The organism is Desulfatiglans parachlorophenolica (genome assembly GCF_055394735.1).
Map to the genome: position 1 here is coordinate 70914 of NZ_AP042460.1, position 20567 is coordinate 91480.

Below are 20567 nucleotides of genomic sequence, written 5' to 3' on the forward strand. Positions count from 1 at the left end.
AGCTATAGAGTAGCGCTGCGCTGCCGTGTTGTACGCGGCGGCCCCAGCATTTGTGCGGGGGCACCCAAGCCGCCTGCCCGGAAGATATCAGGACTGGTGCGGATGGGTATTTCGATGCCGGTCCGACGGGGGCTGCAACATTCTGTGGACCCGGAAAGGAAGGATCATGTCGTTTATGTACTCAGCGTCCAGGGATGAACTGATCCAATACGACAAGCAGCATCTCTGGCATCCATTTACCCAAATGAAGGAGTGGACGGAGGGGGACCCTTTACTGATCGCCCGTGGCGAAGGCAACTATCTCGTCGACGTGGACGGGAAGCGTTATCTGGACGGCGTCTCCTCGCTGTGGGCGAACGTCCACGGCCACGGACGAACGGAGATCAACGAGGCCATCAGGTTGCAGCTCCAGGATCTGGCGCATTCGACGCTGCTCGGGTTGAGCCATCCCTCGGCGGCCCTGCTCGCTCATCGGCTTGCGGAGTTGACGCCGGGGGATCTCCAGTGGGCCTTCTATTCGGAGAGCGGTTCGACGGCCGTGGAGATCGCGATCAAGATGGCTTTTCAATACTGGCAGAACCTGGGGCGGAAAGAGAAGACCCGTTTCATGAGCCTCAAGGAAGGCTACCACGGGGACACCATCGGGGCTGTCAGCGTGGGGGGGATCGATCTCTTCCATCAGGTCTACGGGCCGCTTCTTTTCAATGGCATCAAGGCCCCGTGCCCCTACCGCTATTGCCAGGAAAACGATATCCCGCTGGAGCAGGGTGCGGAGCGGCTGGCGGCGGAGGTGGATGCCCTCATTACGGCTTACGCCGACGAGACTGCCGCCTTCATCCTCGAACCGCTGGTGCAGGGGGCGGGCGGCATCCTGCCTTTCCCGCCGGGCCTGCTGAAGCGGATCGAGGAACTGTGCCGCCGGCATGACGTCCTTTTGATCGCGGACGAGGTGGCGGTCGGCTTCGGGCGCACCGGGACGATGTTCGCCTGCGAGCAGGAAGCGGTCGCGCCGGATTTTCTGTGCCTCGGCAAGGGGATCACCGGGGGATACCTGCCGCTGGCGGCCACGATGACCACTCAGCGGATCTATGACGGGTTCTGGGGGGATTACCAGGATCTCAAGACCTTTTTCCACGGCCATACCTACACTGGCAACCCGCTCGCCTGTTCGGCGGCGCTGGCTTCCCTGGGGCTGTTCGAAACGGACCGGACCCTCGCGAATCTGCCGCCTAAGATCGCGCGGATCGAGACCGGCCTTGACCGTCTGGCCGAGGGGGAGCACGTCGGGGATGTCCGGCAGCGGGGTATGATGGCCGGTGTCGAACTGGTGCGGGACCGGGCCGGGAACCTCCCGTATCCACTCGAGGCGCGGATAGGGCACAAGGTCTGCATGACTGTCCGCAAACACGGGGTGATTCTCCGGAATCTCGGGGACACGATCGTTCTGATGCCGCTGCTTTCCCTGACGATCGAGGAGCTGGACCGGATCTTCGACGTATTGGAGAACGCGATTCGTGAAGTCTGCGGATGATCCCCATGGCCTGCTTGCGTGGCCGGACTATATCGTCCACGCGATCAGGGAACTGAAGGAGAAAGGGCTTTACCGGCAGCTGAAGATCCTGGATTCGGCGCCGGGCGCAGCGGTCAAGGTCGGCCGAAGATCTGTGCTGGTCTTCTGCTCCAATGACTATCTGGGGCTTGCGACCGACCCCCGCATGAAGACCGCCGCCGTGCGGGCCGTGAGGACCTGGGGAACCGGCGTGGGGGCGTCCCGTCTGATCAGCGGCAATATCACTCTTTACCGCACCCTCGAACAGGCCGTTTCCAAACTGAAGCGGGTGGAGGCCGCGCTGGTCTTCTCGAGCGGCTATGCCACCAATGTGGGCGTCATTACGAGCCTGGCAGGTCCGGGAGACCTCATCCTGAGCGATGCCCTCAACCACGCCAGCATTGTCGACGCCTGCCGTCTTTCGAGGGCCGAGATCGCCGTTTTTCCGCATCGGGATGTCCATGCCCTCGAGTCCCTGCTCCGCCGCACGCGCGTCCAGGGCCGAGTCATGATCGTGACGGACGGGGTTTTCAGCATGGATGGAGACCTCGCGCCTCTGCCCGAACTCAGCGCCCTCAGCAGGCAGTACGGCGCACTCCTCGTGGTGGACGATGCCCATGGCACCGGTGTGATCGGGCCGAACGGCGGGGGCATTTTCGACCACTTCGGTCTGAAGGATCCGGCGGCGCTGCAGGTAGGGACCTTCAGCAAGGCCCTGGGGAGCCTGGGCGGTTTTGCTGTGGCATCGGCCGAGATGGTGGATTTTCTGGTCAATCACGCCCGCTCTCTCATCTATTCGACCGGTCTGCCCCCGTCCGTCCTGGCGGCCAATGCCGAGGCGCTCCGGATCGTCGTCGAGGAGCCGAATCGGCGTAAGCATCTGCACCGATTGGCCGGTTATCTCCGCCAGGCCTTGGCTCCGCTTGGATTTTCCCCGGTCGACGGCCCGACGCCGATTATTCCTCTGGTGGTGGGGGAGGCGGAGGAGGCGGTTCGCCTCTCGGCCTATCTGTGGGACGAGGGGATTTTCGTGCCCCCGATCCGGCCGCCTACGGTGCCGGAGGGTCAGAGCCGTCTGCGGGTGAGCCTGAGCGCGCTCCATCGCCAGGAAGACGTCGACCGGCTCGTCTACGCCATCAAGGACTATTTTCGGCAGGGAAGCTGATCCGGCCCCCGGGGCGAGACGGATGTCAGGATCGGCCACGCCCAGCCGTTCGGCCTGATCCTTTCCGGGGGTAACCAGCCGTTGAATGGATATATAGAGATGAAGGCACAGGGACTCTTTGTGACGGCTACGGATACGGAGGTCGGGAAGACCTTTGTCTCGGGGCTGTTGATGTATTATCTGCGCCGAGAGGGGCTGAACCCCGGGTACTTCAAGCCGATCGCGAGCGGCTGTTATTTTGAAGACGGAAGGCTGATGTCGGAGGATCTGGCCTGGATGGCCGGTTTTCTGGGCGAGGGAATGCCGCCGGAACTCCACTGTCCGCTCCGTTTCGAAAAACCGCTGGCTCCTCTGGCGGCCGCCCGTCTGGAAGGGCGTGACGTCGATCTCGGGGTGGTCCGGGAGGCCTTCAAAAGGCTTCGTGAGCGGTATTCGACCCTGGTTGTCGAAGGGATCGGGGGCGTCATGGTGCCGCTGAAGACGGATTGTCTGGTCCTCGATTTGATGGCAGAGATGGCGCTGCCGGTCCTCATCGTGGCGCGCCCCGTTTTGGGGACTATCAACCACACCCTTTTGACCCTGGCGGCCGTTCGCGCGCGCGGGCTGCACGTGCTGGGTTTCGTCACCAACGGTGCGCGGGATGAAGAGGACGAAGCGGTGAGAACGAGCCCCGGGATGGTCGCTGAACTGGGACAGATCCCTTATCTGGGGCATGTCCCTGCTTATGACCCCGGGCGGGATGAAACAGAGCTCTTTATCGCGCGGATCGCTCCGTTTCTGGAGGCGGTCAAGCCTGCCTGCTCAGGGGAATAGCATCTCGTCTCCGGTCCCTGGATCCATGTCGGCCTTCTGCTGGCCGGGTCATTCAATAAATGGATTTTCCACGATAGTTTCCATCTGGAAGGGGTCTTTTTTGCCAATCTCGGCGTCGATCTGCACGGTTGCTTGTGCGGCGACCACCAGGTCGCCTCCGCGCAAACGCTTGATTTCCTTGATATTGGCTAAACCGGGACCCGCCGTGAAGCGGTGGGACTGAGCACCCGAAGGGTGTGAGGAAAAATCCTCATTTCCGGATTGGAAACTGCATTCTACCGGGAAATCATTTCCGGATGGACAGAAATAGATATGGCGCATCGAAAATGATGCATCCAATTGTTTCAAAGACTTAGGGGTAAGCCCGACAGGCTCCGAGTGGTGCCCGCCGATTTCAGGTGAAGTAGCGGCGTACCTCTTCGAGCGCTACCGGGACGGTCGTTCTGAGATAGCGTCCTTTTGCCGCCTCGATACGGCGGTTGCTTGCGATCAGCCGTTCCATGGGGAGTCTGCCCTGAAGAAGGGCGGTCTGAAGGGCGTCGATGGCCCGGCGGACGAGCTGCTGGTCGCGACAGATGAGCAGGATATCCGACCCGGCTTCAAAGGCGCGTTCGGCGGCTGTTTCGACTCCCCAGGAGCCGGTGATGGCACCCATTCCCAGGTCGTCGGTGATGATCAGTCCGTCGAACCCCATCCGCCTCCGCAAAAGTCCGGTCAGGATGTGCGGGGAAAGGGTGGCGGGGGTGCCGTCATCGAGGGCCGGATATACCGCGTGAGAGGTCATGATGCCGCTTACGCCCGCCGCGATGCCTGCGGCAAAGGGGGGCAGGCTGACGGTTTCCATTTCGGCAAGGGAGAGAGGAATAGTGGGGAGCTGCAGGTGTGGATCGCGGCCGGTCCGCCCGAGACCGGGGAAGTGTTTGGCTACGGCCATGACGCCGTTTGCCTGCAGTTCGCTGATGACCAGGCTTCCGAGCTGTCCCACACGGTAGGGATCTTCTCCGAACGTCCGTCCGGCGAGGTGTTTCTCGGTCTCTCCCCGTCGGACATCCACCACCGGGGCGAGGTCCATATTGAGCCCGACGAGGCGCATTTCGCGCGCTGTGGTGCGGGCGAAGGCGCGGGCGGCCTCCTCCGGGTCCGGGCTCAGGCCGATGGCCTCGTTTCCCGGGAAGATCGTGAAGGGCGCCTGGAGACGGGCGACACGGCCCCCTTCCTGGTCGATGGCGATGAAAAGCGGGATGCCCTGGCTTGCTTGGGCCGCCGATTGGAGATGGTTGGTGAGGGCGCCCAGCTGCGCCGGGCTCTCGATATTGCGGGCAAACAGGATGACCCCTCCCAGACCCCCTTCCCGGATGAGCGCCTCTGTGCCTCGATCGAGGGTGGTTCCGGGCACGCCCGACATGAAAAGACGTCCGACGCGGAGGGTGATCTCGTTCAGTTCCAGGGTGGAATGATTCATGGAAGGTCCCTTCGACTGGGGTTGCATGAAGACGGTCCGTGCCTTTGGTTCGGCTGCTGCCGGAGGCAAAGGGCTTGGTGGCGTAATCGATCAGGAAATACCCGGATGCCCCTGCTAAATCGGGTAAGCCTCGATCTGTCGGGCGGAGCGCGCGTCCGTATCTGGAAACCGGTCCGGAGAGATGAGGTCTGCATGGCCCAAGGCTGATTCTTTTCCGCGCAGGGATAATTTGCAACTGAAAAATCACTCATGAAAGCGATGATACTTGCCGCCGGATACGGTACAAGGCTCCGTCCGTTGACCGACCAGCGCCCCAAACCCCTCGTCCCGATAGGCGACCGTCCTCTCCTGGAACACAATCTGGATTACCTGAAGCGGCACGGAGCCGAGGCCGTAGTGATCAACGCCCATCACATGGCGGCCTCTCTGGCCTCTTATGTGAACGGGAGAGATTGGGGCATTCCTGTCTCCGTGCGGATCGAGAAGGAGATCCTGGGCACGGGGGGCGGCATACGAAACACAGCGGACTTCTGGGATGAGGAGCCCTTCATCGTCCTGAACGGCGATGTCCTGACGGATATCGACCTTCGAGCCGTTTACCGTGCCCATTGCGATGCCGGAAGGTTGGCGACTCTGGTCCTGCATCCGTGCGAACCCTACAACCAGGTGGCGATCGATGCCGGAGGGAACGTCGTCGATATCGCTGCGGCGCCCTGCCCGGGTCGATTGGCCTTCACGGGTATTCATGTGCTCGATCCATGTATGATCGCAACGATCCCGGGCCCCGGGTTCGCAGATATCATCGCGTGCTATCGTCGCTTGATCGTCGAGCGGGGCGGGGTGGGCGCTTTTTTGAGCACCGGCCACCGCTGGAGGGACCTCGGGAGCATCCCGGAGTATCTGGCGGGTAACCGCGATTGGCTGGGCGAGAGACGGTTGTTTGTGGGGCGCGACTCGAAGGTGTACCCCTCGGTGCGATTCGAAGACTGGGCGGTGGTAGGCCCGGGGGCTGTTTTGGAGGAGGGGGCCGTGATCTGCCGCAGTGTCCTGTGGGAAGAGGTCGTCGTTGCAGCCGGTGTGGAGGTCGTCGACAGTATCGTCACGGCGGGAAGGCGCGTCGGCCGGTCGGTGCGCGGCGCAATCCAGTAGAGGTGGTTATGGAATCCCTTGTTGAATCGGCTGTCTATGCTTTTCTGGGTCGGCGGGGTGGCCGCTTTGATCCGCAAGAAGCGGCCCAACTGAAAGGTGACGGCTCGGATCGCCGGTTTTACCGTCTGAGGTCGCCGGCGGGAGGCGGGCGCGGGTGCGTCATGATGGTGAACCCGCCGGCGGATGAAACGGCTCGGCACGAAAACAGGGCCTATGTCGAGATCGGCCGCCACCTTTATACGCAGGGGGCCCCCCTGCCGGAGATCCTGGATTTCGATCTCGAGGCGGGATGGGTTGTGTTGGAGGATTTGGGGGATGTGTCCCTGCACGGCATGGTGCTTGGTGGAGCCGAACCGGTCCCGCTGTATGTGGAGGTTGTTGAATGGCTTCTGGACATGCAGTTGTGCGGCACGAAGGGGTTTCAGACGGTATGGTGCTGCCAGACGCCTTCCTACGATGCGCATGTGGCGTCCTTTTACGAGGCGGGCTACTTCGCACGTGCGTTTCTCCAAGGTTACCTCGGATTGAGCCTCGATCGCCCCGGTTTGCAGGGTGCCTTTGACCGGATCGCCTCGGGGGCTTTGCAGTCCGGCGGCCTGTTTTTTCTGCACCGCGATTTCCAGTCCCGCAACATCATGTGGTCAGGGGGTCGACCGAGATTCATCGATTGGCAGGGAGGGCGGCTCGGCCCCTTGGGGTACGATCTCGCTTCACTCTTGATCGACCCGTATGCTGCCCTGTCAGAAGCGATGCAGCGCGACGTTTATGCCCACTATCTGAAACGACTCGAACAACGCCGCCCGGAGGCCGTCGCCGGGGTGGCCGCGTCCTACCCCTGGCTGGCCCTGCAGCGGAACCTCCAGATCTTAGGGGCTTTTTCTTTCCTCAGCAAGGTCAAGGGCAAGCTGTTTTTCGAGGCCTATATCCCGACTGCGCTCGCTTCCCTCCAGCAGCGCCTCTCCGCCGTCGATGATCGCTACCTGAGGCCGTTGCAGGACTGCCTGAAAGAAATTACATTCTAACCCCCCGTTTCGAAGGCGCATTTTCATGGGACAGCGGCTGCGGGAGGGCGTGACCAGGGGGGTCGGAACGGATTCGCTTCACGATCATCGTTCATCGATGGAAGCGGATATCGTCTTGAGGGCCCCCAGGCGTCAGTTGCCCCGCATCCATCGAGCACCCGTTCAAGCGTTTCTTTCCCCAAGAATTGAATCCTTGCCGCGGGGCATCCGTCGCTCAATTCCGGTTGCGTTGTGCACGGTTTGCTATGCATTTGTCCGCCTGGCAGGTCCCTTCCCGAACGTTCAGCGATGCGACACGGCGACCGGTGAGGCACCGGTCGTTTGCAGACAAAAGGGGCGTCATGAGAATCGTATCGCTCCGTTTCTTGTCCTTTGGGAAATGCGGGTCCTGTTTCACCGCGTGATGGCTTCATGTTTGCAAGAGAAACTACATCTATTCAGCACCGGTGGGTTCCCGGGGAACGTTCGGTCATCGGACGGATCCCGATCGTACGCCCAAGGAAGTGCGCGTGCCCGGCGTTGAGGCCCTTCTCCCGGGGGCAAGAGGTCGTGGCTTCCGTGTTTGCAGGTTCATTACAACTTAGTGTCCATCCGGAAATGATTTTCCTAAAGAACCCAGTTTCCAATCCGGAAATGAGGATTTTTCTTCACCGCTTCGCCGCTCAGTCCCACCGCTACGCGGCGGGCCCCGGTTTGGCCAATATCAAGGAAATCAAGCGTTTGCGCGGAGGCGACCTGTGGGTCGCCGCACAAGCAAACGTGCAGATTGACGCCGAGATTGGCCAAAAAGACCATTTCCGGATGGAAACAACTTAACGTCTCTGCGGCACAGGCATCTTGTGCAGAGAACCGAGTATTTCGAGATATCAACGGCTTAGACATTAAATCCGACAGGCCTGCAGCAAGGGTCGGAAAAGGTTTCAGAGACCATGTTCGAACAAGTCGATGGGACTCGCAACGCTCAATGGGCATCGGCGCGGGAGACCGCTCCGGAGCCCAGGAGGTCCGAAGGCGAATACATTGGGGGTAATGTCGTCCCGGTCAAAGATCTCCGATCCCTGATCGCCGAGGCGGCAGAAGAGGTCTCCTTTATTTTCAGCGAACGGGTGGAAAAACGCCTCACGGAGTGTAAATCGGCTCGGTTGGCCAGCGGCAGAACACAGCTCCGGCAAAGGGCAGAGGACTGCTTCGCAAGATTGCCGGATTTTGAAAGAGGCGCACGGCTTCAGGCATTCATGAAGCATCTTGCTTCGCTCGGGGATGTGAGTGCGGAGCGGATCCTGGCGAGTGTAAGGCTCTCCTTCACGGATGTTTCCCATCAGTACGCTGTCTTGCTGCATGCCCTGGAGACGATCGCCGGGGCAGGAGCCTCATCGAGCGGTCTTCGCACCGCCCTCGATGCAGCGCTGGAATACCTGGACCGGGAACAGGGGCCGGCTGTCCGTGCCGGGCTGAACACGACCGTAATTGCCGTTGAGTACGCAGAGCAGGGCTTGGGCGGTGTGCAGCGCCTGCGGGATTTTTATCGGGGCACGGTGCTTGGTTTCGTGGACCTCGAAACGGCCTACCGCCAGGTGATCGAAGCCTACGGGGAGGATGGTTTTCAGCGGGCTACAGGGTTTCTCATCAAGGCAGCCGGGGCCGAATTGATGTCTCAGGGGCCTTCGATAGATCGAGCGGAACTCCGGTCCATCATCGACCATCTTTATTATCTTGAGGTCCTCGGGAACATGCAAAGGGCCTGCATGGGTCTGATGAAAAGAATGCAGACTCAGTTCCATGAGCCGGCAGCTGGCTCAGGGCGGGCGTTGATGGCCCGGCTGATGGGGTTGAGGATGGATCCATTGGTCGGGAGCCAGGGGGTTTTGGCTATGCTGAACTATCTCGGGATCACCGGCGCTGCGGCGAGGATCTATTTGCTGAGAGAACTGCGCCAGCTGGTCTGGGAGATTCCCCTCAAGGCCTGCAAGGATATGCAAGGCCGGCAAAAATTATTAAAAGGAATGCAGGAGGCGCTTGATTCGGAGATCGCAAAGGAGCAGGCGCTTCAACTACGCCGTAGCCGATAAGGGGAGTCGACCGTCCTGGTGGGATGTGTGCCCTGTGCAGGGACCTCGGTTTGCGATGGTCCCTTCAGCGGAGCGCGCATAGGGGGCATAAGTTCGGTTGACTGACCATCAGGGTCGTCAAGCAGGGAGAGAAACGGATGCCTCGAATTCCGGACCATTCAGATGTTGTTCCAGACGTCTTTCAGCAAAGGATTTACGGCGGGCCTATCGCCGGAAAGGTCCGCTTCGATCCGGCGGCTGCGCGGCCTGTCCCGAGTGAAGATCCGCCGCTCGGCCGTCTGGAAGGCATTTTCCCGGACCGTTCTCTGGATTCCCGCCTCCTGACGTCGATGAAACCAGTGACCCTGGAACCGGATATCTTGAGGTCGGAATGTTACCGCGAGGCGATTGCAGGCGCTGCCCGCGCCCTGCGGGAAATGTCCGTGAGAGAGCTTCGGCAGCTGTCCCGAAGAAGTGTACGCGAGGCTATAGCCGTGATGGAGGAGCATTTGATGCTCGACGAGTACCTTGTTGCCTGCCGGAACATCCTGCTGAAGGGGTGAAACGCCCGGGATCGATCGATGAATCCAAGAGAAAAAGAAGCATTGGCTGTGCTCGGTTATTTTTTCCTCTCCAATCGAAAGGCAGAAAAGGCCCGCATCCTTTTCCAAGCACTGGTGGAACTGTTTCCCGAGGAGGCTCGCTTCGTGGAATCCCTGAGTTATGCGTATCTTATGACCGGCGAATATGAACGGTCCCTTGCAGCCGCAGAGGTCTTTCTCCTCCTGGAAAAGGAGCGAAAGCGCCAGGCCTTGGGCTACCTGCTGAAGACCTGGGCCTACCGCAGTCTCGGAGAGGAGGAAAATGCCTGCGAAAGCCTGAATGCCTATCTGGCCTCCCTCCGGAAGTGATCATCCGGCATGTCCCGGATCTTGTTCGAACATCAGGATTGCTTTGTCAATTCCAACGAAATCCGTTTGTTACGATGAAGGTAAACTGCAGCCCTTTGTGCGATCAAACGTCCAAACGGAGGCAGAGACCGGGCGAACCCGGACTCGCCCCGAAGGGGCGGGACTGAGGGGGCGAAGCCTGGGAAGAAACCGGCCATCACCGGATGGGAACCACCTGTCGAGGAGAAGTCCCGAACATGCACGTGAAACTGAATAACCTCCAGCATATTCTTGTAAAGGCATCGCGGTACAACGATATCGTCCTCGCGACCCTCGTGGTGGCGATTATCGCGCTGATGATCCTTCCCATGCCGACCCCTTTGCTCGATGGTCTGATCGCCGCGAATCTCGGTCTGGCGGTGACCCTTATCATGGTCGCCATGTACATCCCTTCGGCACTTTCCCTGTCCACCTTTCCGAGTATCCTGCTGTTTACGACCCTTTTCAGACTTTCCCTCAACATTACATCTACCCGCTTGATCCTCCTGAACGCCGATGCCGGCGAGATCATTTCTACATTCGGGAATTTTGTCGTGGCCGGAAATTTCGTCGTCGGAGGGGCCATTTTTTTGATTATTACGATTGTCCAGTTTCTGGTTATCGCCAAAGGGTCGGAAAGGGTCGCTGAGGTCTCGGCCCGTTTCACACTCGACGCTATGCCGGGCAAGCAGATGAGTATCGATGCGGATCTGCGGGCCGGCGTCATCGATATGGCCGATGCCAGGCGAAGACGGCGAGGCGTGGAGAGGGAGAGTCAGCTGTACGGCGCCATGGACGGTGCCATGAAATTTGTGAAGGGGGATGCCATCGCCGGCATTATCATCATTGTGGTGAACATCCTGGGAGGGATGGCGATCGGTGTTCTGCAAAAGGGGATGGACCTCGGGAGGGCGGTGCAGACCTACTCGATCCTTACGATCGGGGACGGGCTGGTCAGTCAGATTCCAGCCCTCTTTATTTCCGTTACGGCCGGGATCATTGTGACGCGTGTTTCTTCGGGAACATCGGATAGCCTCGGAGGCGAGATTGGAAGCCAGCTTCTGGGACAGCCGAAGGCCTTGCTGCTGGGGGGAGTGCTGCTCTGCTGCTTTGCCATGGTCCCCGGTTTTCCCAAGTGGCAGTTCATTACGCTCGGCCTGTTGATTGGCTTCGTGGGGTTTGTGTTTAGATTGGTTCCATCCGGACCGCTTCAGAAGGCGGAGTTCGAAGATGACGGAGTCTCAGGCGCAGAAGATGAGATTGAGGAACGTACCGGCAGGGTAGCGACGTTTTCTCTTACTACCCCGCTTTCGGTTGCGGTGGCCTCTTCACTGAGGACGATGATCCAGTCTCAAGCGCTGCAGGGCAAGCTGAAAGAGGTCCGCAGAGCCCTTTACCTAGATCTTGGTGTCCCTTTTCCCGATATTGCCCTCCGATTCAGCCATACGATCGAAAAGGACCGTTACGTGGTTCTCCTGCATGAGATCCCTGTTTCGGAGGGGGTGCTGCTTTCGGGCAGACTTCTGGTAAGGGAGACGGAGGAGCATCTTCGGGTCTTGGGGATCGCTTGTGAGGCAGGCAAGACCTTCCTCCCGGATATGCCCAATATATGGGTCGAGGAGGGTCTTAGCTCCCGGCTTGATCAGGCGGGGGTGGCGTGGATGGACCCGGTCGGGGTGCTGACTTATCACGTTATGCTGGTGCTCAAGCGATATGCCTCCGAGTTCATGGGCCTCCAGGAGACGCGTTATTTAATGGAGAGGATGGAGGAGCGATTTCCGGAGTTGGTTCGGGAAAGCCAGCGCATTCTACCCCTGCCGAAAATCACCGAGGTCCTGCAGCGTCTTGTTCAGGAAGGCCTATCCATCCGCAATCTGCGGAGCATCCTTCAAAGCCTGATTGAATGGGGGCAAAAGGAAAAAGATGTGATCCTCCTGACGGAGTATGTCCGGATGAGTCTGAACCGTTATATCAGCTACAAATACAGCATGGGGCAGAATCTCTTAGCGGTTTACCTCTTTGATGCGGATACCGAAGAAACGATACGCAAAGCCATTCGGCAGACATCGGCAGGCAGTTACCTGGCCCTTGATCCACGCGCTGCAAGGGCCCTTGTCGATGCAATCAAGGCGGAGGTAGGGGATATCGGCAGAAGAGTTCAGAAACCCGTTCTTTTGGTTTCCATGGATATCAGACGTTATGTCAAGAAGATGGTGGAACTGGATCTGCCTGACCTGCCCGTACTCTCACATCAGGAACTGACCCAGGAGATCATCGTCCAGCCCTTGGGTCGTATTACCCTTCCTGCCCAATAGCGTCTCTGGGATCCAAGTGTGAACTATGGCAGGCCGGGCGGAAGGCGCAGGCGGCTGGTGCCTGTTAACCACCGACCGCCAGGTTGCCCCGAAGTCCCTGGAGCCATTTTTGTATATCGGATGTGTACATCTGTACCAGGGTCTGTTTGTCGTTGTTGTGCTGATTGAGCAGAATCGTGTCTTCCTCGTTCTGCATGTTGAATTCATTGATTTTGCCCTCGATGCTCAGCTTGAACCCTTCCAGCCTCCCTTCCCACCAGTTTACCGTGTTCGAGGGATCGTCCCAAACCTCCATTTCACCGTTTTTCAGCGCCTGTGACAAACCGAGTTCTCCAAGCCAATCATGGAAATTGAGGGTCACTTCTTCGCCTTGGCTGTTCAGGCCTTTTACCCATCCCTTTTCGCCAAGACCTGTTCGCCTGCCGTCCATATCCGGATCTATGGCGCGCAGCATTTCCATGTATTCGTTCAGCACACGAATATGATCGTTTGTGATGCGGACCTTATCGTAATACTGCATGAACGCTTCATTGGCTTCCTGAATCGCCTCCATGCGGAAGAGCAAGAGCATTTCAAGAAGGCTCACCATTCGGCCGTCATAGACATACCGATCCTCGGGTACGAAAGTGCCGTCGGCAAGATAAAATCGTCCCTCGGCGTCGCGTTTGCCGGCGGTTGGGGGTACGGAGTTGGGGAGGGTGCATTTGAAGGTTCCATCGGAGAGGGCCAGGCCATCGGGAATCGAGGCCAATTCGACTTCCTCTTTGTGATAGACGAACTTGCCGTTGTCGAGAATCGCCCCGTCGGGGAGATCCCAAAGATGCATCAGGCATGGTTGTCCCGCTTCATCCGCCCATACATAGGTTCCGTTGTAAAACACCGCGCCCTTGGGAAGTTCATCGAGACAATATTCCTCCCCTTTATAAAAATAACTTCCGTTTGAGAGAAGGCAGCCGTTCGGTGGGGCCTGCGTCAAGGTGTTGCCCCATTTGTACCAGCGGCCTTCGCGCCCGTAGCCTTCCACGATTTGACCCGGGGGAAGAGCCCCCAGACCGACATAACCATCACCCCATTTGAATGCCAGCCCATCCAAGTAACGATTGAGGGCATATCCGTCGGGGAAAAACGACCGGTCCTTTTCTTCGCCTTGATACACGTACAGGCCATTGGAAAGGCCGAGGCCGTCGGGCAGTTCATCGATGGTCAGGCGCATGCCGTTATACCAGTAGGTCCCGTCTCCGAAGGCATAACCGGGGGGATAAACGACAGGTCTGCCCTCAATGGCACAGTGCATTTGGACCCGGTAAGGATCAGCCAAAGTGCAGAGATTGATTCCCATTGCTTTATCCTCCTGTTGGTTTATCGGAGTCGAGGGTCTGCAGGATCAGAACGGCACGTTGCTCCAGAAGACCGTTCTTGTTGTTTCGAGCCAAGTCGGCGGCCCTCCGCAGGCTTTCCCGAGCGGCCTTTCGATCGCCCAGCCCCAGGAGGCACAGGCCCAAGTGCAGATGGGCATCCGGTTTACCGGGTTCCGTATGGGTGGCGAAGCAATAGGCGGCTGCAGCCAATCCCGGATGTCCGGCCATTTGGTGGCAAGAAGCGAGGCCGAACCAGTATTTATAGACATGGGGGTTGATGAGGACGAGCAGCGCGAAGACCTTTTGTGCGTCGGGATACCTTGCCTGGGTATAAAGGCTGTAGCCCAAAGCGTAAATGGTCTCGAGGCCGCTTTCCTCGATGCCGCGGTCCGAACGGGCTGTCCCTTTTTGGGTTGATCCGGGGTAAGCGCTTCGTACCGTGGGGTTTTGGGTTTCTGCTGCGATGGGATCTCCGTTCTGATGGAGTGGCTGTTCGCATGCGTCACCGGATGTATTCCGTTTAACCGGTTCGACTCGGCCGCGTGTGTCTGCGGTCTCCGCCGGCCGTCCTTGGATGTCCCGGAACCCTGCCTGTCTCATATCCTTGTGCCCCGAAAAAATCCGCCCCGCAGCTCCCATCCGGACTCGGGATACGCGGCGCCGTTTTCGCCAGCTGGTGATTCAACGGGAGGGGCGAATCCATAAAGGATCAGCTCTTTCAAAGCGCTTTCCGGTAGATCCTTCCATGGGATGTCCGCGTCCAGGCTGAGGACGGTCTTGATCGCCTGCTTCCTGATTTCACAGAAACGGCGATCGATTTTGTCCCGCTCTCGCATGATCCGCTCCAATGCGGCTGTTCGATTTGTATAAAAGGGATGGGGCGTCATAACGGCCTTCGGGAAAAAAGTTGTCAAAACCGGCCGACCGTCATCTTGGTCAGTCTGTCTGATTGAAGCTCAATCATCTTAACCCTAATTGGTTTGTCGCTTGGAATCCAGCCCCTCAGCGTTATAAGGCTGAATCGGATCCTTGCTGAAGGGAGTAGGTGCCTTTCGTTCATGATCATGTTGTGGGAGGGTGGTATTCTCTGAGGGATCAATATTCTCCAAATCGCCAAACGGAACCGGTTCCTTATCTATCTCGTTGGAATGGCCCATGTCCCCATCCTGGCCATCAGCCCCGTGAATCTGGGTTGGTACCCTCCCCCTCCTTGGGTGGCCGGTGTTCTGCAAGGAATCGATATCCTCCAAATCGTCAGACAAATCCAATTCATTACCCGTTTGTGAGAGGCTGGGCGTCTCCGAGAAATCGACCTCGTTCCACCTGTTGTCCGCAATAGGTTCTCTATAAGCCGGGTGGTTTAGAGCGCCCCAATCTTGCCCGCCAGGGTAGGCATTGTTCGGCTGCAAGGGAAAGAAAGCGGGTAAAGAGGTCAGGTTCAGGAGGCAGGAGGCCGCGGCGTACTCGGAATGAATCCCAATGTTTCGCCACTTCCATGTATAATCAGAGGCCTTGCTTTTGTAGCCTCGATCCGGATTTACGGGAAGTCCCGTGTGATCCAAGAGCACTCTGGACAGGACACCTTTCCAGGCGGGAAGCTCTTTGTGGGATACCCTGCGAACGTCATGATTCTTCCACTTGAAACCCATCCGGTCTGTGGAATTGGCCGGTTCTTTCAAAAGATTTCCCTGGTTTTCGATTTGCGGATTCCCGGTGTTGTCGATCGGTGACGTCATAATCCCTTACCCCTTTTGAGTCATGGCCGGCTCTCTTCGCTTTTCATTCGAAGGCGGCCTGCTTCAGATCTTTCCTACGGCCTGTTTGGCGGCCAGTTCAGCCTGGAGCATTTCCCCCAGGGACCGTCTGATGGACTGCGCCGTCTGGCTGAAGGACTGGAAGAAGGCGTTCGACATATCCTGCTGAGCGCGCGTGTACTCAGCCTGGGCCGTTTGTTTGTCGCCCTTGGCCAGCTCGGTCTGGTTTTTTGCCTGCCCGATGCTGGAAACCGCCTGGGATGTGCTGCTCATGCTTTGAGCCAGACCGGCCGTTTTCTCTCCTCCCAGAGAGAGAGATGCCCCTGCGATGCTGACGGCCAGGGCGTCGGTGGCATAATTCTGAAGGATGTCGGCGCCGTCTTCCTTCTTTTGAGCTGCTTCGGTCAGCAGGGTCCTCCTTTGGATGGCTGCGTCCACGACCTGCTGAATATCCTGAGGCGTCATCTCTCTCGCCATCTGATGAAACAGGAGTGCCAGATCGAAAAAGTGATGCAGGGTGTTGCTCAATGCCTGAGGATCGGTTGAGTGACCTGCATCAGGGCTGGGGAGGTTTGGGTCCAGACTGCGGTATCCCGGTGTTTCGCTTGGGGGGCTGGGTGCGGGCCGTTCATTGGCCACCGGGGGGCACGGGTAACCCGCGAGGACCTTCCCGTGCGGATTTTCGCTGGGGATGGTCGAGTGGACATGAGTAAAAGGTTTTTCCAGCGGTCCGATCATGTCTTTGGCTCCTTGAAAGCGCCGGTCACGCCGGCAGGTTGTAGTGAATGAAAGTTTCACACGTTGAAGGTTTAGCGAGCCACAGCGGCCCCGAGTCATGCCTCGACATCCCGCAAGGGAGTGGGGAAGCGTTGACAGGGGGACGTGCAGGCCGGCCATCGAGCCGCGAAAGATCCCTCCGGGGTGCCGACGCAGTAAGGAGATGCGGAAGGCCACACCGGGAGCGTCGATATCGCAAGACGCCTCCGGACCCCGCGCGGTCAGAGACCCCGGGCATGCGCGCAAGCAACCTGTACGGAACCCGGGAGATCCCTTGGCCGCTCGCGTCAGATGGTGACGCGGGCCGCATCGGGAAGTCTGAGGACACACGCCGATGATGCACGGACAAGGGAAGTCGGACGGTCCCATAGTACCGGGGAAGCCCCCGAACAAGCCCGCCTGTACGGGTGCGGAGGGGGTGGAGGGAAGGGGACCGGCCAAAGGGAACCCGCGAGAGCGCACCATGCTCCGGACTCAGGGCCGGTCGCGCATGCAACAGGCACTTAAGCGGGTGCGTCAAGCAGCTGAGCAGGATAGAAAGATGCGGTTCACGGCGCTGCTGCACCACGTGTATAATCCAGACACACTGCGGGAAGCCTACCATGGTCTGAAACGGCAGGCCGCAGCGGGAGTGGATGGCGTCACGTGGCAAGACTACGGCGAGCACCTGGAGGCCAACCTTCAGGATCTGGCGGGACGTCTGAAACGCGGCGGGTACCGGGCCAAGCCCACTCGTCGGGCGTACATCGACAAGGCCGACGGGCGAAAACGTCCGCTGGGGGTGATGGCGCTGGAGGATAAAATCGTCCAGCGCGCCACCGTGGAGGTGCTCAACGCCATTTACGAAGTGGACTTTCTCGGTTTCTCGTATGGGTTCCGTCCGGGTCGCAGCCCTCATAAGGCGCTGGATGCCGTGTATGTGGCCCAATTGACGAGAAAGGTGAACTGGGTGCTGGATGCCGACATTTGCGGGTTCTTCGATGCCATCGACCGCAACTGGCTGGTGAAGTTTATCGAGCATCGCATCGGGGACCGGCGCGTCGTGCGACTGATCCAGAAATGGCTCAACGCCGGCGTGCTGGAAGAAGGCAAGCGGATACAAAGTGAGACGGGCACCGTGCAAGGGGGCAGCATCAGTCCCCTTCTGGCCAATGTGTACCTGCACTACGTATTCGACCTGTGGGTGCAGCAGTGGAGAACCCTCCAGGCCCGCGGCGAGGTGGTCGTGGTTCGCTACGCAGACGACTTCATCGTGGGCTTCCAGTACAAAGAGGAGGCCGAGCGTTTTGTCGAGGAGTTGCGGCAACGCTTCGCCAAGTTCGGACTGGAACTGCACTCGCAAAAGACCCGGTTGATCGAGTTTGGCCCGTGGGCGGCCAAGAACCGCCGCCGACGGGGCCAGGGCAAACCCGAGACGTTCGACTTTTTGGGATTCACGCACATTTGCGGCAAAAAGCACAGCAACGGCTACTTTACAGTGTATCGACAAAGCATGCGCAAGCGGGTGCAGGCCAAGGTGGCTGAAGTCAAAGCCGAACTTCGCCGTCGCATCTGCCGGCCGGTGCCGGAGGTCGGCAACTGGCTGGCCGCGGTGCTTACGGGGCATTACCGCTATTACGGGGTGCCCATGAACACCCGGGCGCTGGCTCTGTTTCGATACCAGGTAGGCAGACTGTGGCGTCGCACACTGTCGCGGAGAAGCCAAAGAGGGCGAATATCCTGGGAGCGAATGGCCCGCTTGATCGACCGATACTTGCCCAAGCCCCGAGTCTATCATGACTATCCCTTGCGCCGGTTTGGCGCTATTACCTAAGGCAAGAGCCGGATGCGGTAATCCCGCACGTCCGGATCTGTGGAGGGGGTTATGGGCAACCATGATTCCTACTCCGACTCCATGCCGAAGCTATGGTTGTCAGATTCTTTTCGCCGCCCCGATGGCCTGATTGACCTTCTGGGCGGTTTCGGCCTCGAGCTGGATGATTTCCATCGTTGTGCGCAGGTTACGCGACAGGCTTTCGATGATCGCTTTCATGAGCTCCAGATGGGTCTCAGCGAGTGACTGTATGAACTCTTGATCTGCCTTTACTTGATCCAGCGCGGCCTCTTTTTCCTGCGCATCCGCTTGTGCGGTGTCCGCCTCATATTTCTTGTAGGCTGCTTCACCCTGGAACGCCCCAACGATCGTGCCTCGGACCACCGGCGAGGATGCACTGGCCACCGCCCAGAGGGCGCCTACGGCCGTGGTGAAGATGGCGATCGCCTTTCCCGCGTCCTCGCGGCTCATGTTGAAGGTCTTGGCGTAGCTTTCTATCATGGCTTTCTGTACCGCGGGGTCGTTCATGATTTCGGGTGCAAACAGGGCTGCCGCGCTGACGAGCCCCAACGGTCCGCCCCCGATAAGAAGTGGAATGGCGGTGGCGCTGAATAATCCGCCGGTAACAGGGTTTTCTTTGAAGGCTTCTTCCAGTTTCTTCCCTGCATCTTCGAAGTCGCCCTTGAAAAAGGATTTGAGCGCCATGCCCAAGCGCCCGAAGAAGCCTGCTGATTGAATCTTTTTTTTCGCTTCTTCCAGCTTCTCCATCCACTCGTTGTATTTATCTACGCGCTCCGCTTGCCTGTGCTCCATCTCCCGGCGATGATGGTCGGCCATGATGCGGCCGGTTTCGAAGGTTTGTTTGGCCAGGGAGTCCTGAAGCAGCAGAAGAGCGAGGGTCATATCCGCCATATCGATAACCGGATTCTCGATCACCGGCAGTGTGGGGCTGCCCGGCAAGGAGGGCGGATGACCGAAGGCCGGGGAACCGGGAGGATCCGTTGTCTTGAAGTGTGTTTTTAGAGTGGCTCCAGCCGGTGTTGCCGGCTCGCGAGCGCTGTTTGGCGATACGCTGCTCAAAGGGATGGCATGAACGTTGTTGCATGATGTCATTTTTGACCTCCTCGAGGATGACTGGCGGCCTTTCAAGGGGAACCTGGGCTGTGCGCTTCAAATGAGCAAAGCAAAAGATATGCCGTTTTGGATGAAGGCCGGTTGAAGCCTTCTGCGATGCAAGAACGCCGGAAGCTGCACAAAAATAAGGGCATTAAGCATTCACGTTTGTGCAGACGGGACCTGTTCCGCCTGGCTTGATCCTGCCTTGAGCGTGGTTTAGTCGGCCTCGAAGTCCGATTCAAGGCCCCGATTGCTCTTTCTTGATCTTTTTGACCCATCGTAACACCTCGACCACAGGTTGAATCAGCGCCGCGGGGATATATTGATCAAGGCGCCCCTGTTCAAAAAGATCACGCGCCAGCGGTACATTCTCCATGATGGGAACGCCCTCCTTCCGGGCGACCTCTATCATGCGCTTCGCGAGGAGGGCTTCGCCTTTGGCTGTAACGACCGGCAGTCTGGTCTTTTCCGGATCGTAAAAAAGAGCGATCGCCCGTCGCGTCGGATTGGTGATGAGCACGGTCGCCTTTCTGACCTTTTCGAGGGTGTCGGCCATGGCCAACTCGCGATGAAGTTCTCTCCGGCGACCTTTCAGAATCGGGTCTCCTTCCATTTCCCGGTACTCGCGCTTGACCTCTTCCCGGGTCATCATCAGCTTTTTGATATGCCGGGATCGCTGGAAAAAGTAATCCAGGAGCGCGACGGTCAGGAAAGCAGCGATGGTGCAGGCCGCCAGCTGTTTAAGAGCATCGTTCAGGACAGCCGTCAGGCCGTTCAGCCCGAAACGGGGCGCCAGCATCAGAGGGTTCACGGATTCCTTGATCACCAGGCTGAACATCAGGGTCAGGATCAAGACTTTGCCCGTCGATTTCAATAGTTCGACGAAATTTTCGATGGAAAAGAGCCGCTTGAATCCGTCCACGGGGTTGATTTTCGCCAGGTTCGGTTTGACATGCTCTATCGCAAATAGACCTCCCACTTGAATGAAGTGACTCAGAACAAGGACCCCGAAAACCGCTCCAAGGATGGGCAGGGAAAGGCTGATAAAGGCTTGGAGGGTTCCGTCGAGCGTCCGTTTCAGGGCTTCGGTGAATGTCAGTTCGTAAAACCGTGGCGGCAGCAGGACCATTTCTTTTGCCTGTTGAAGCAAGGTATCATAGCCGGCCCAGAGGACACAAAAGGCTGCTGTTATGGCTGCTGCGGATCCGATCTCCCTGCTTTTTGCGACCTGGCCCTTCTTCCTGGCGTCTCGCAGCCTTTTTGGGGTAGGATGTTCCGTTTTCGTCTGCATTTCAGT

At 58.7% G+C, this 20567-nt stretch carries 19 protein-coding genes; 10 read left to right on the forward strand and 9 right to left on the reverse strand.

Annotated elements, in window-relative coordinates; genetic code table 11:
* The first annotated feature begins 175 nt into the window (after window positions 1–175).
* The 3 genes from bioA (at window position 176) to bioD (ending at window position 3527) form a co-directional block, all read left to right on the forward strand.
* A complete protein-coding gene (gene bioA, locus ACZ500_RS00265) occupies window positions 176–1531 on the forward strand; it encodes an adenosylmethionine--8-amino-7-oxononanoate transaminase (RefSeq protein ID WP_464233131.1) in 1356 nt (451 codons plus the stop codon).
* The gene (bioF, locus tag ACZ500_RS00270; protein WP_464230537.1) at window positions 1515–2714 is read left to right on the forward strand and encodes an 8-amino-7-oxononanoate synthase; all 1200 of its coding nucleotides are present in this window, start codon (window positions 1515–1517) and stop codon (window positions 2712–2714) included. The genes bioA and bioF overlap by 17 nt, the downstream gene beginning before the upstream one ends.
* Window positions 2715–2795: 81 nt before the next feature.
* Complete coding sequence (bioD, locus tag ACZ500_RS00275; protein ID WP_464230538.1) at window positions 2796–3527, forward strand: dethiobiotin synthase; 732 nt, start codon at window positions 2796–2798, stop codon at window positions 3525–3527.
* A 394-nt stretch (window positions 3528–3921) separates the two neighbouring features.
* On the opposite strand, the gene nagZ is transcribed toward bioD, so the two are convergent.
* Window positions 3922–4989, reverse strand: a complete 1068-nt coding sequence (nagZ, locus tag ACZ500_RS00280) for a beta-N-acetylhexosaminidase (RefSeq protein WP_464230539.1) — start codon at window positions 4987–4989, stop codon at window positions 3922–3924.
* 249 nt (window positions 4990–5238) lie between these two features.
* On the opposite strand from nagZ, the gene ACZ500_RS00285 reads away from it, so the two are divergent.
* Both ACZ500_RS00285 and ACZ500_RS00290 read left to right on the forward strand, forming a co-directional pair.
* A complete protein-coding gene (locus tag ACZ500_RS00285) occupies window positions 5239–6138 on the forward strand; it encodes a nucleotidyltransferase family protein (RefSeq protein WP_464230540.1) in 900 nt (299 codons plus the stop codon).
* A gap of 8 nt (window positions 6139–6146) precedes the next feature.
* The gene (locus ACZ500_RS00290; protein ID WP_464230541.1) at window positions 6147–7160 is read left to right on the forward strand and encodes an aminoglycoside phosphotransferase family protein; all 1014 of its coding nucleotides are present in this window, start codon (window positions 6147–6149) and stop codon (window positions 7158–7160) included.
* A 606-nt stretch (window positions 7161–7766) separates the two neighbouring features.
* On the opposite strand, the gene ACZ500_RS00295 is transcribed toward ACZ500_RS00290, so the two are convergent.
* Complete coding sequence (locus ACZ500_RS00295; protein WP_464230542.1) at window positions 7767–7955, reverse strand: hypothetical protein; 189 nt, start codon at window positions 7953–7955, stop codon at window positions 7767–7769.
* 134 nt (window positions 7956–8089) lie between these two features.
* Between ACZ500_RS00295 and sctW the strand changes: the two genes are divergently transcribed.
* From sctW to sctV, 4 genes are all read left to right on the forward strand, one after another.
* Complete coding sequence (gene sctW / locus ACZ500_RS00300; protein ID WP_464230543.1) at window positions 8090–9229, forward strand: type III secretion system gatekeeper subunit SctW; 1140 nt, start codon at window positions 8090–8092, stop codon at window positions 9227–9229.
* 137 nt (window positions 9230–9366) lie between these two features.
* The gene (gene sctX / locus ACZ500_RS00305) at window positions 9367–9771 is read left to right on the forward strand and encodes a type III secretion apparatus assembly protein SctX (RefSeq protein WP_464230544.1); all 405 of its coding nucleotides are present in this window, start codon (window positions 9367–9369) and stop codon (window positions 9769–9771) included.
* Between the two features lie 18 nt (window positions 9772–9789).
* Window positions 9790–10119: a type III secretion apparatus assembly chaperone SctY gene (sctY, locus tag ACZ500_RS00310; protein WP_464230545.1), complete on the forward strand. Its 330-nt coding sequence runs from the start codon at window positions 9790–9792 to the stop codon at window positions 10117–10119.
* Window positions 10120–10367: 248 nt separating this feature from the next.
* Window positions 10368–12452 carry a type III secretion system export apparatus subunit SctV gene (sctV, locus tag ACZ500_RS00315; protein WP_464233132.1) on the forward strand — a complete coding sequence of 695 codons (2085 nt, stop codon included), beginning with the start codon at window positions 10368–10370 and terminating at the stop codon, window positions 12450–12452.
* 64 nt (window positions 12453–12516) lie between these two features.
* Here the strand turns inward: sctV and ACZ500_RS00320 are convergent, their stop codons facing one another.
* The 5 genes from ACZ500_RS00320 to ACZ500_RS00340 form a co-directional block, all read right to left on the reverse strand.
* Window positions 12517–13791, reverse strand: coding sequence for a hypothetical protein (locus ACZ500_RS00320; protein ID WP_464230546.1), 1275 nt, complete (start codon window positions 13789–13791; stop codon window positions 12517–12519).
* A gap of 4 nt (window positions 13792–13795) precedes the next feature.
* Window positions 13796–14410: a SycD/LcrH family type III secretion system chaperone gene (locus tag ACZ500_RS00325; protein WP_464230547.1), complete on the reverse strand. Its 615-nt coding sequence runs from the start codon at window positions 14408–14410 to the stop codon at window positions 13796–13798.
* Window positions 14407–14646, reverse strand: a complete 240-nt coding sequence (locus ACZ500_RS00330; RefSeq protein ID WP_464230548.1) for a hypothetical protein — start codon at window positions 14644–14646, stop codon at window positions 14407–14409. Before ACZ500_RS00330 ends, ACZ500_RS00325 begins: the two co-directional genes overlap by 4 nt.
* A 135-nt stretch (window positions 14647–14781) precedes the next feature.
* On the reverse strand, window positions 14782–15546 hold the full coding sequence (locus tag ACZ500_RS00335; protein WP_464230549.1) for a hypothetical protein: 765 nt from the start codon (window positions 15544–15546) through the stop codon (window positions 14782–14784).
* Window positions 15547–15609: 63 nt separating this feature from the next.
* Entirely contained in the window at window positions 15610–16092 is a 483-nt protein-coding gene (locus tag ACZ500_RS00340) for a hypothetical protein (RefSeq protein WP_464230550.1), read from the reverse strand.
* A gap of 583 nt (window positions 16093–16675) precedes the next feature.
* Between ACZ500_RS00340 and ltrA the strand changes: the two genes are divergently transcribed.
* Entirely contained in the window at window positions 16676–18154 is a 1479-nt protein-coding gene (gene ltrA, locus ACZ500_RS00345; RefSeq protein WP_464230551.1) for a group II intron reverse transcriptase/maturase, read from the forward strand.
* A 99-nt stretch (window positions 18155–18253) separates the two neighbouring features.
* Here the strand turns inward: ltrA and ACZ500_RS00350 are convergent, their stop codons facing one another.
* Complete coding sequence (locus ACZ500_RS00350; protein WP_464230552.1) at window positions 18254–18922, reverse strand: hypothetical protein; 669 nt, start codon at window positions 18920–18922, stop codon at window positions 18254–18256.
* A 586-nt stretch (window positions 18923–19508) separates the two neighbouring features.
* Window positions 19509–20561 (reverse strand): type III secretion system export apparatus subunit SctU, encoded by a 1053-nt coding sequence (gene sctU / locus ACZ500_RS00355; protein WP_464230553.1) that lies wholly within the window; start codon window positions 20559–20561, stop codon window positions 19509–19511.
* Window positions 20562–20567 lie beyond the last annotated feature (6 nt).

Bases quoted from the DNA above. Each gene is read 5' to 3' on its own strand.
- bioA (WP_464233131.1), top strand. From the start codon at position 176: ATGTACTCAGCGTCCAGGGATGAACTGATCCAATACGACAAGCAGCAT.
- nagZ (WP_464230539.1), bottom strand. From the start codon at position 4,989: ATGAATCATTCCACCCTGGAACTGAACGAGATCACCCTCCGCGTCGGA.
- ACZ500_RS00285 (WP_464230540.1), top strand. From the start codon at position 5,239: ATGAAAGCGATGATACTTGCCGCCGGATACGGTACAAGGCTCCGTCCG.
- ACZ500_RS00290 (WP_464230541.1), top strand. From the start codon at position 6,147: ATGGAATCCCTTGTTGAATCGGCTGTCTATGCTTTTCTGGGTCGGCGG.
- ACZ500_RS00295 (WP_464230542.1), bottom strand. From the start codon at position 7,955: ATGGTCTTTTTGGCCAATCTCGGCGTCAATCTGCACGTTTGCTTGTGC.
- sctW (WP_464230543.1), top strand. From the start codon at position 8,090: ATGTTCGAACAAGTCGATGGGACTCGCAACGCTCAATGGGCATCGGCG.
- sctX (WP_464230544.1), top strand. From the start codon at position 9,367: ATGCCTCGAATTCCGGACCATTCAGATGTTGTTCCAGACGTCTTTCAG.
- sctY (WP_464230545.1), top strand. From the start codon at position 9,790: ATGAATCCAAGAGAAAAAGAAGCATTGGCTGTGCTCGGTTATTTTTTC.
- ACZ500_RS00320 (WP_464230546.1), bottom strand. From the start codon at position 13,791: ATGGGAATCAATCTCTGCACTTTGGCTGATCCTTACCGGGTCCAAATG.
- ACZ500_RS00325 (WP_464230547.1), bottom strand. From the start codon at position 14,410: ATGAGACAGGCAGGGTTCCGGGACATCCAAGGACGGCCGGCGGAGACC.
- ACZ500_RS00330 (WP_464230548.1), bottom strand. From the start codon at position 14,646: ATGCGAGAGCGGGACAAAATCGATCGCCGTTTCTGTGAAATCAGGAAG.
- ACZ500_RS00335 (WP_464230549.1), bottom strand. From the start codon at position 15,546: ATGACGTCACCGATCGACAACACCGGGAATCCGCAAATCGAAAACCAG.
- ltrA (WP_464230551.1), top strand. From the start codon at position 16,676: ATGATGCACGGACAAGGGAAGTCGGACGGTCCCATAGTACCGGGGAAG.
- ACZ500_RS00350 (WP_464230552.1), bottom strand. From the start codon at position 18,922: ATGGAGAAGCTGGAAGAAGCGAAAAAAAAGATTCAATCAGCAGGCTTC.
- sctU (WP_464230553.1), bottom strand. From the start codon at position 20,561: ATGCAGACGAAAACGGAACATCCTACCCCAAAAAGGCTGCGAGACGCC.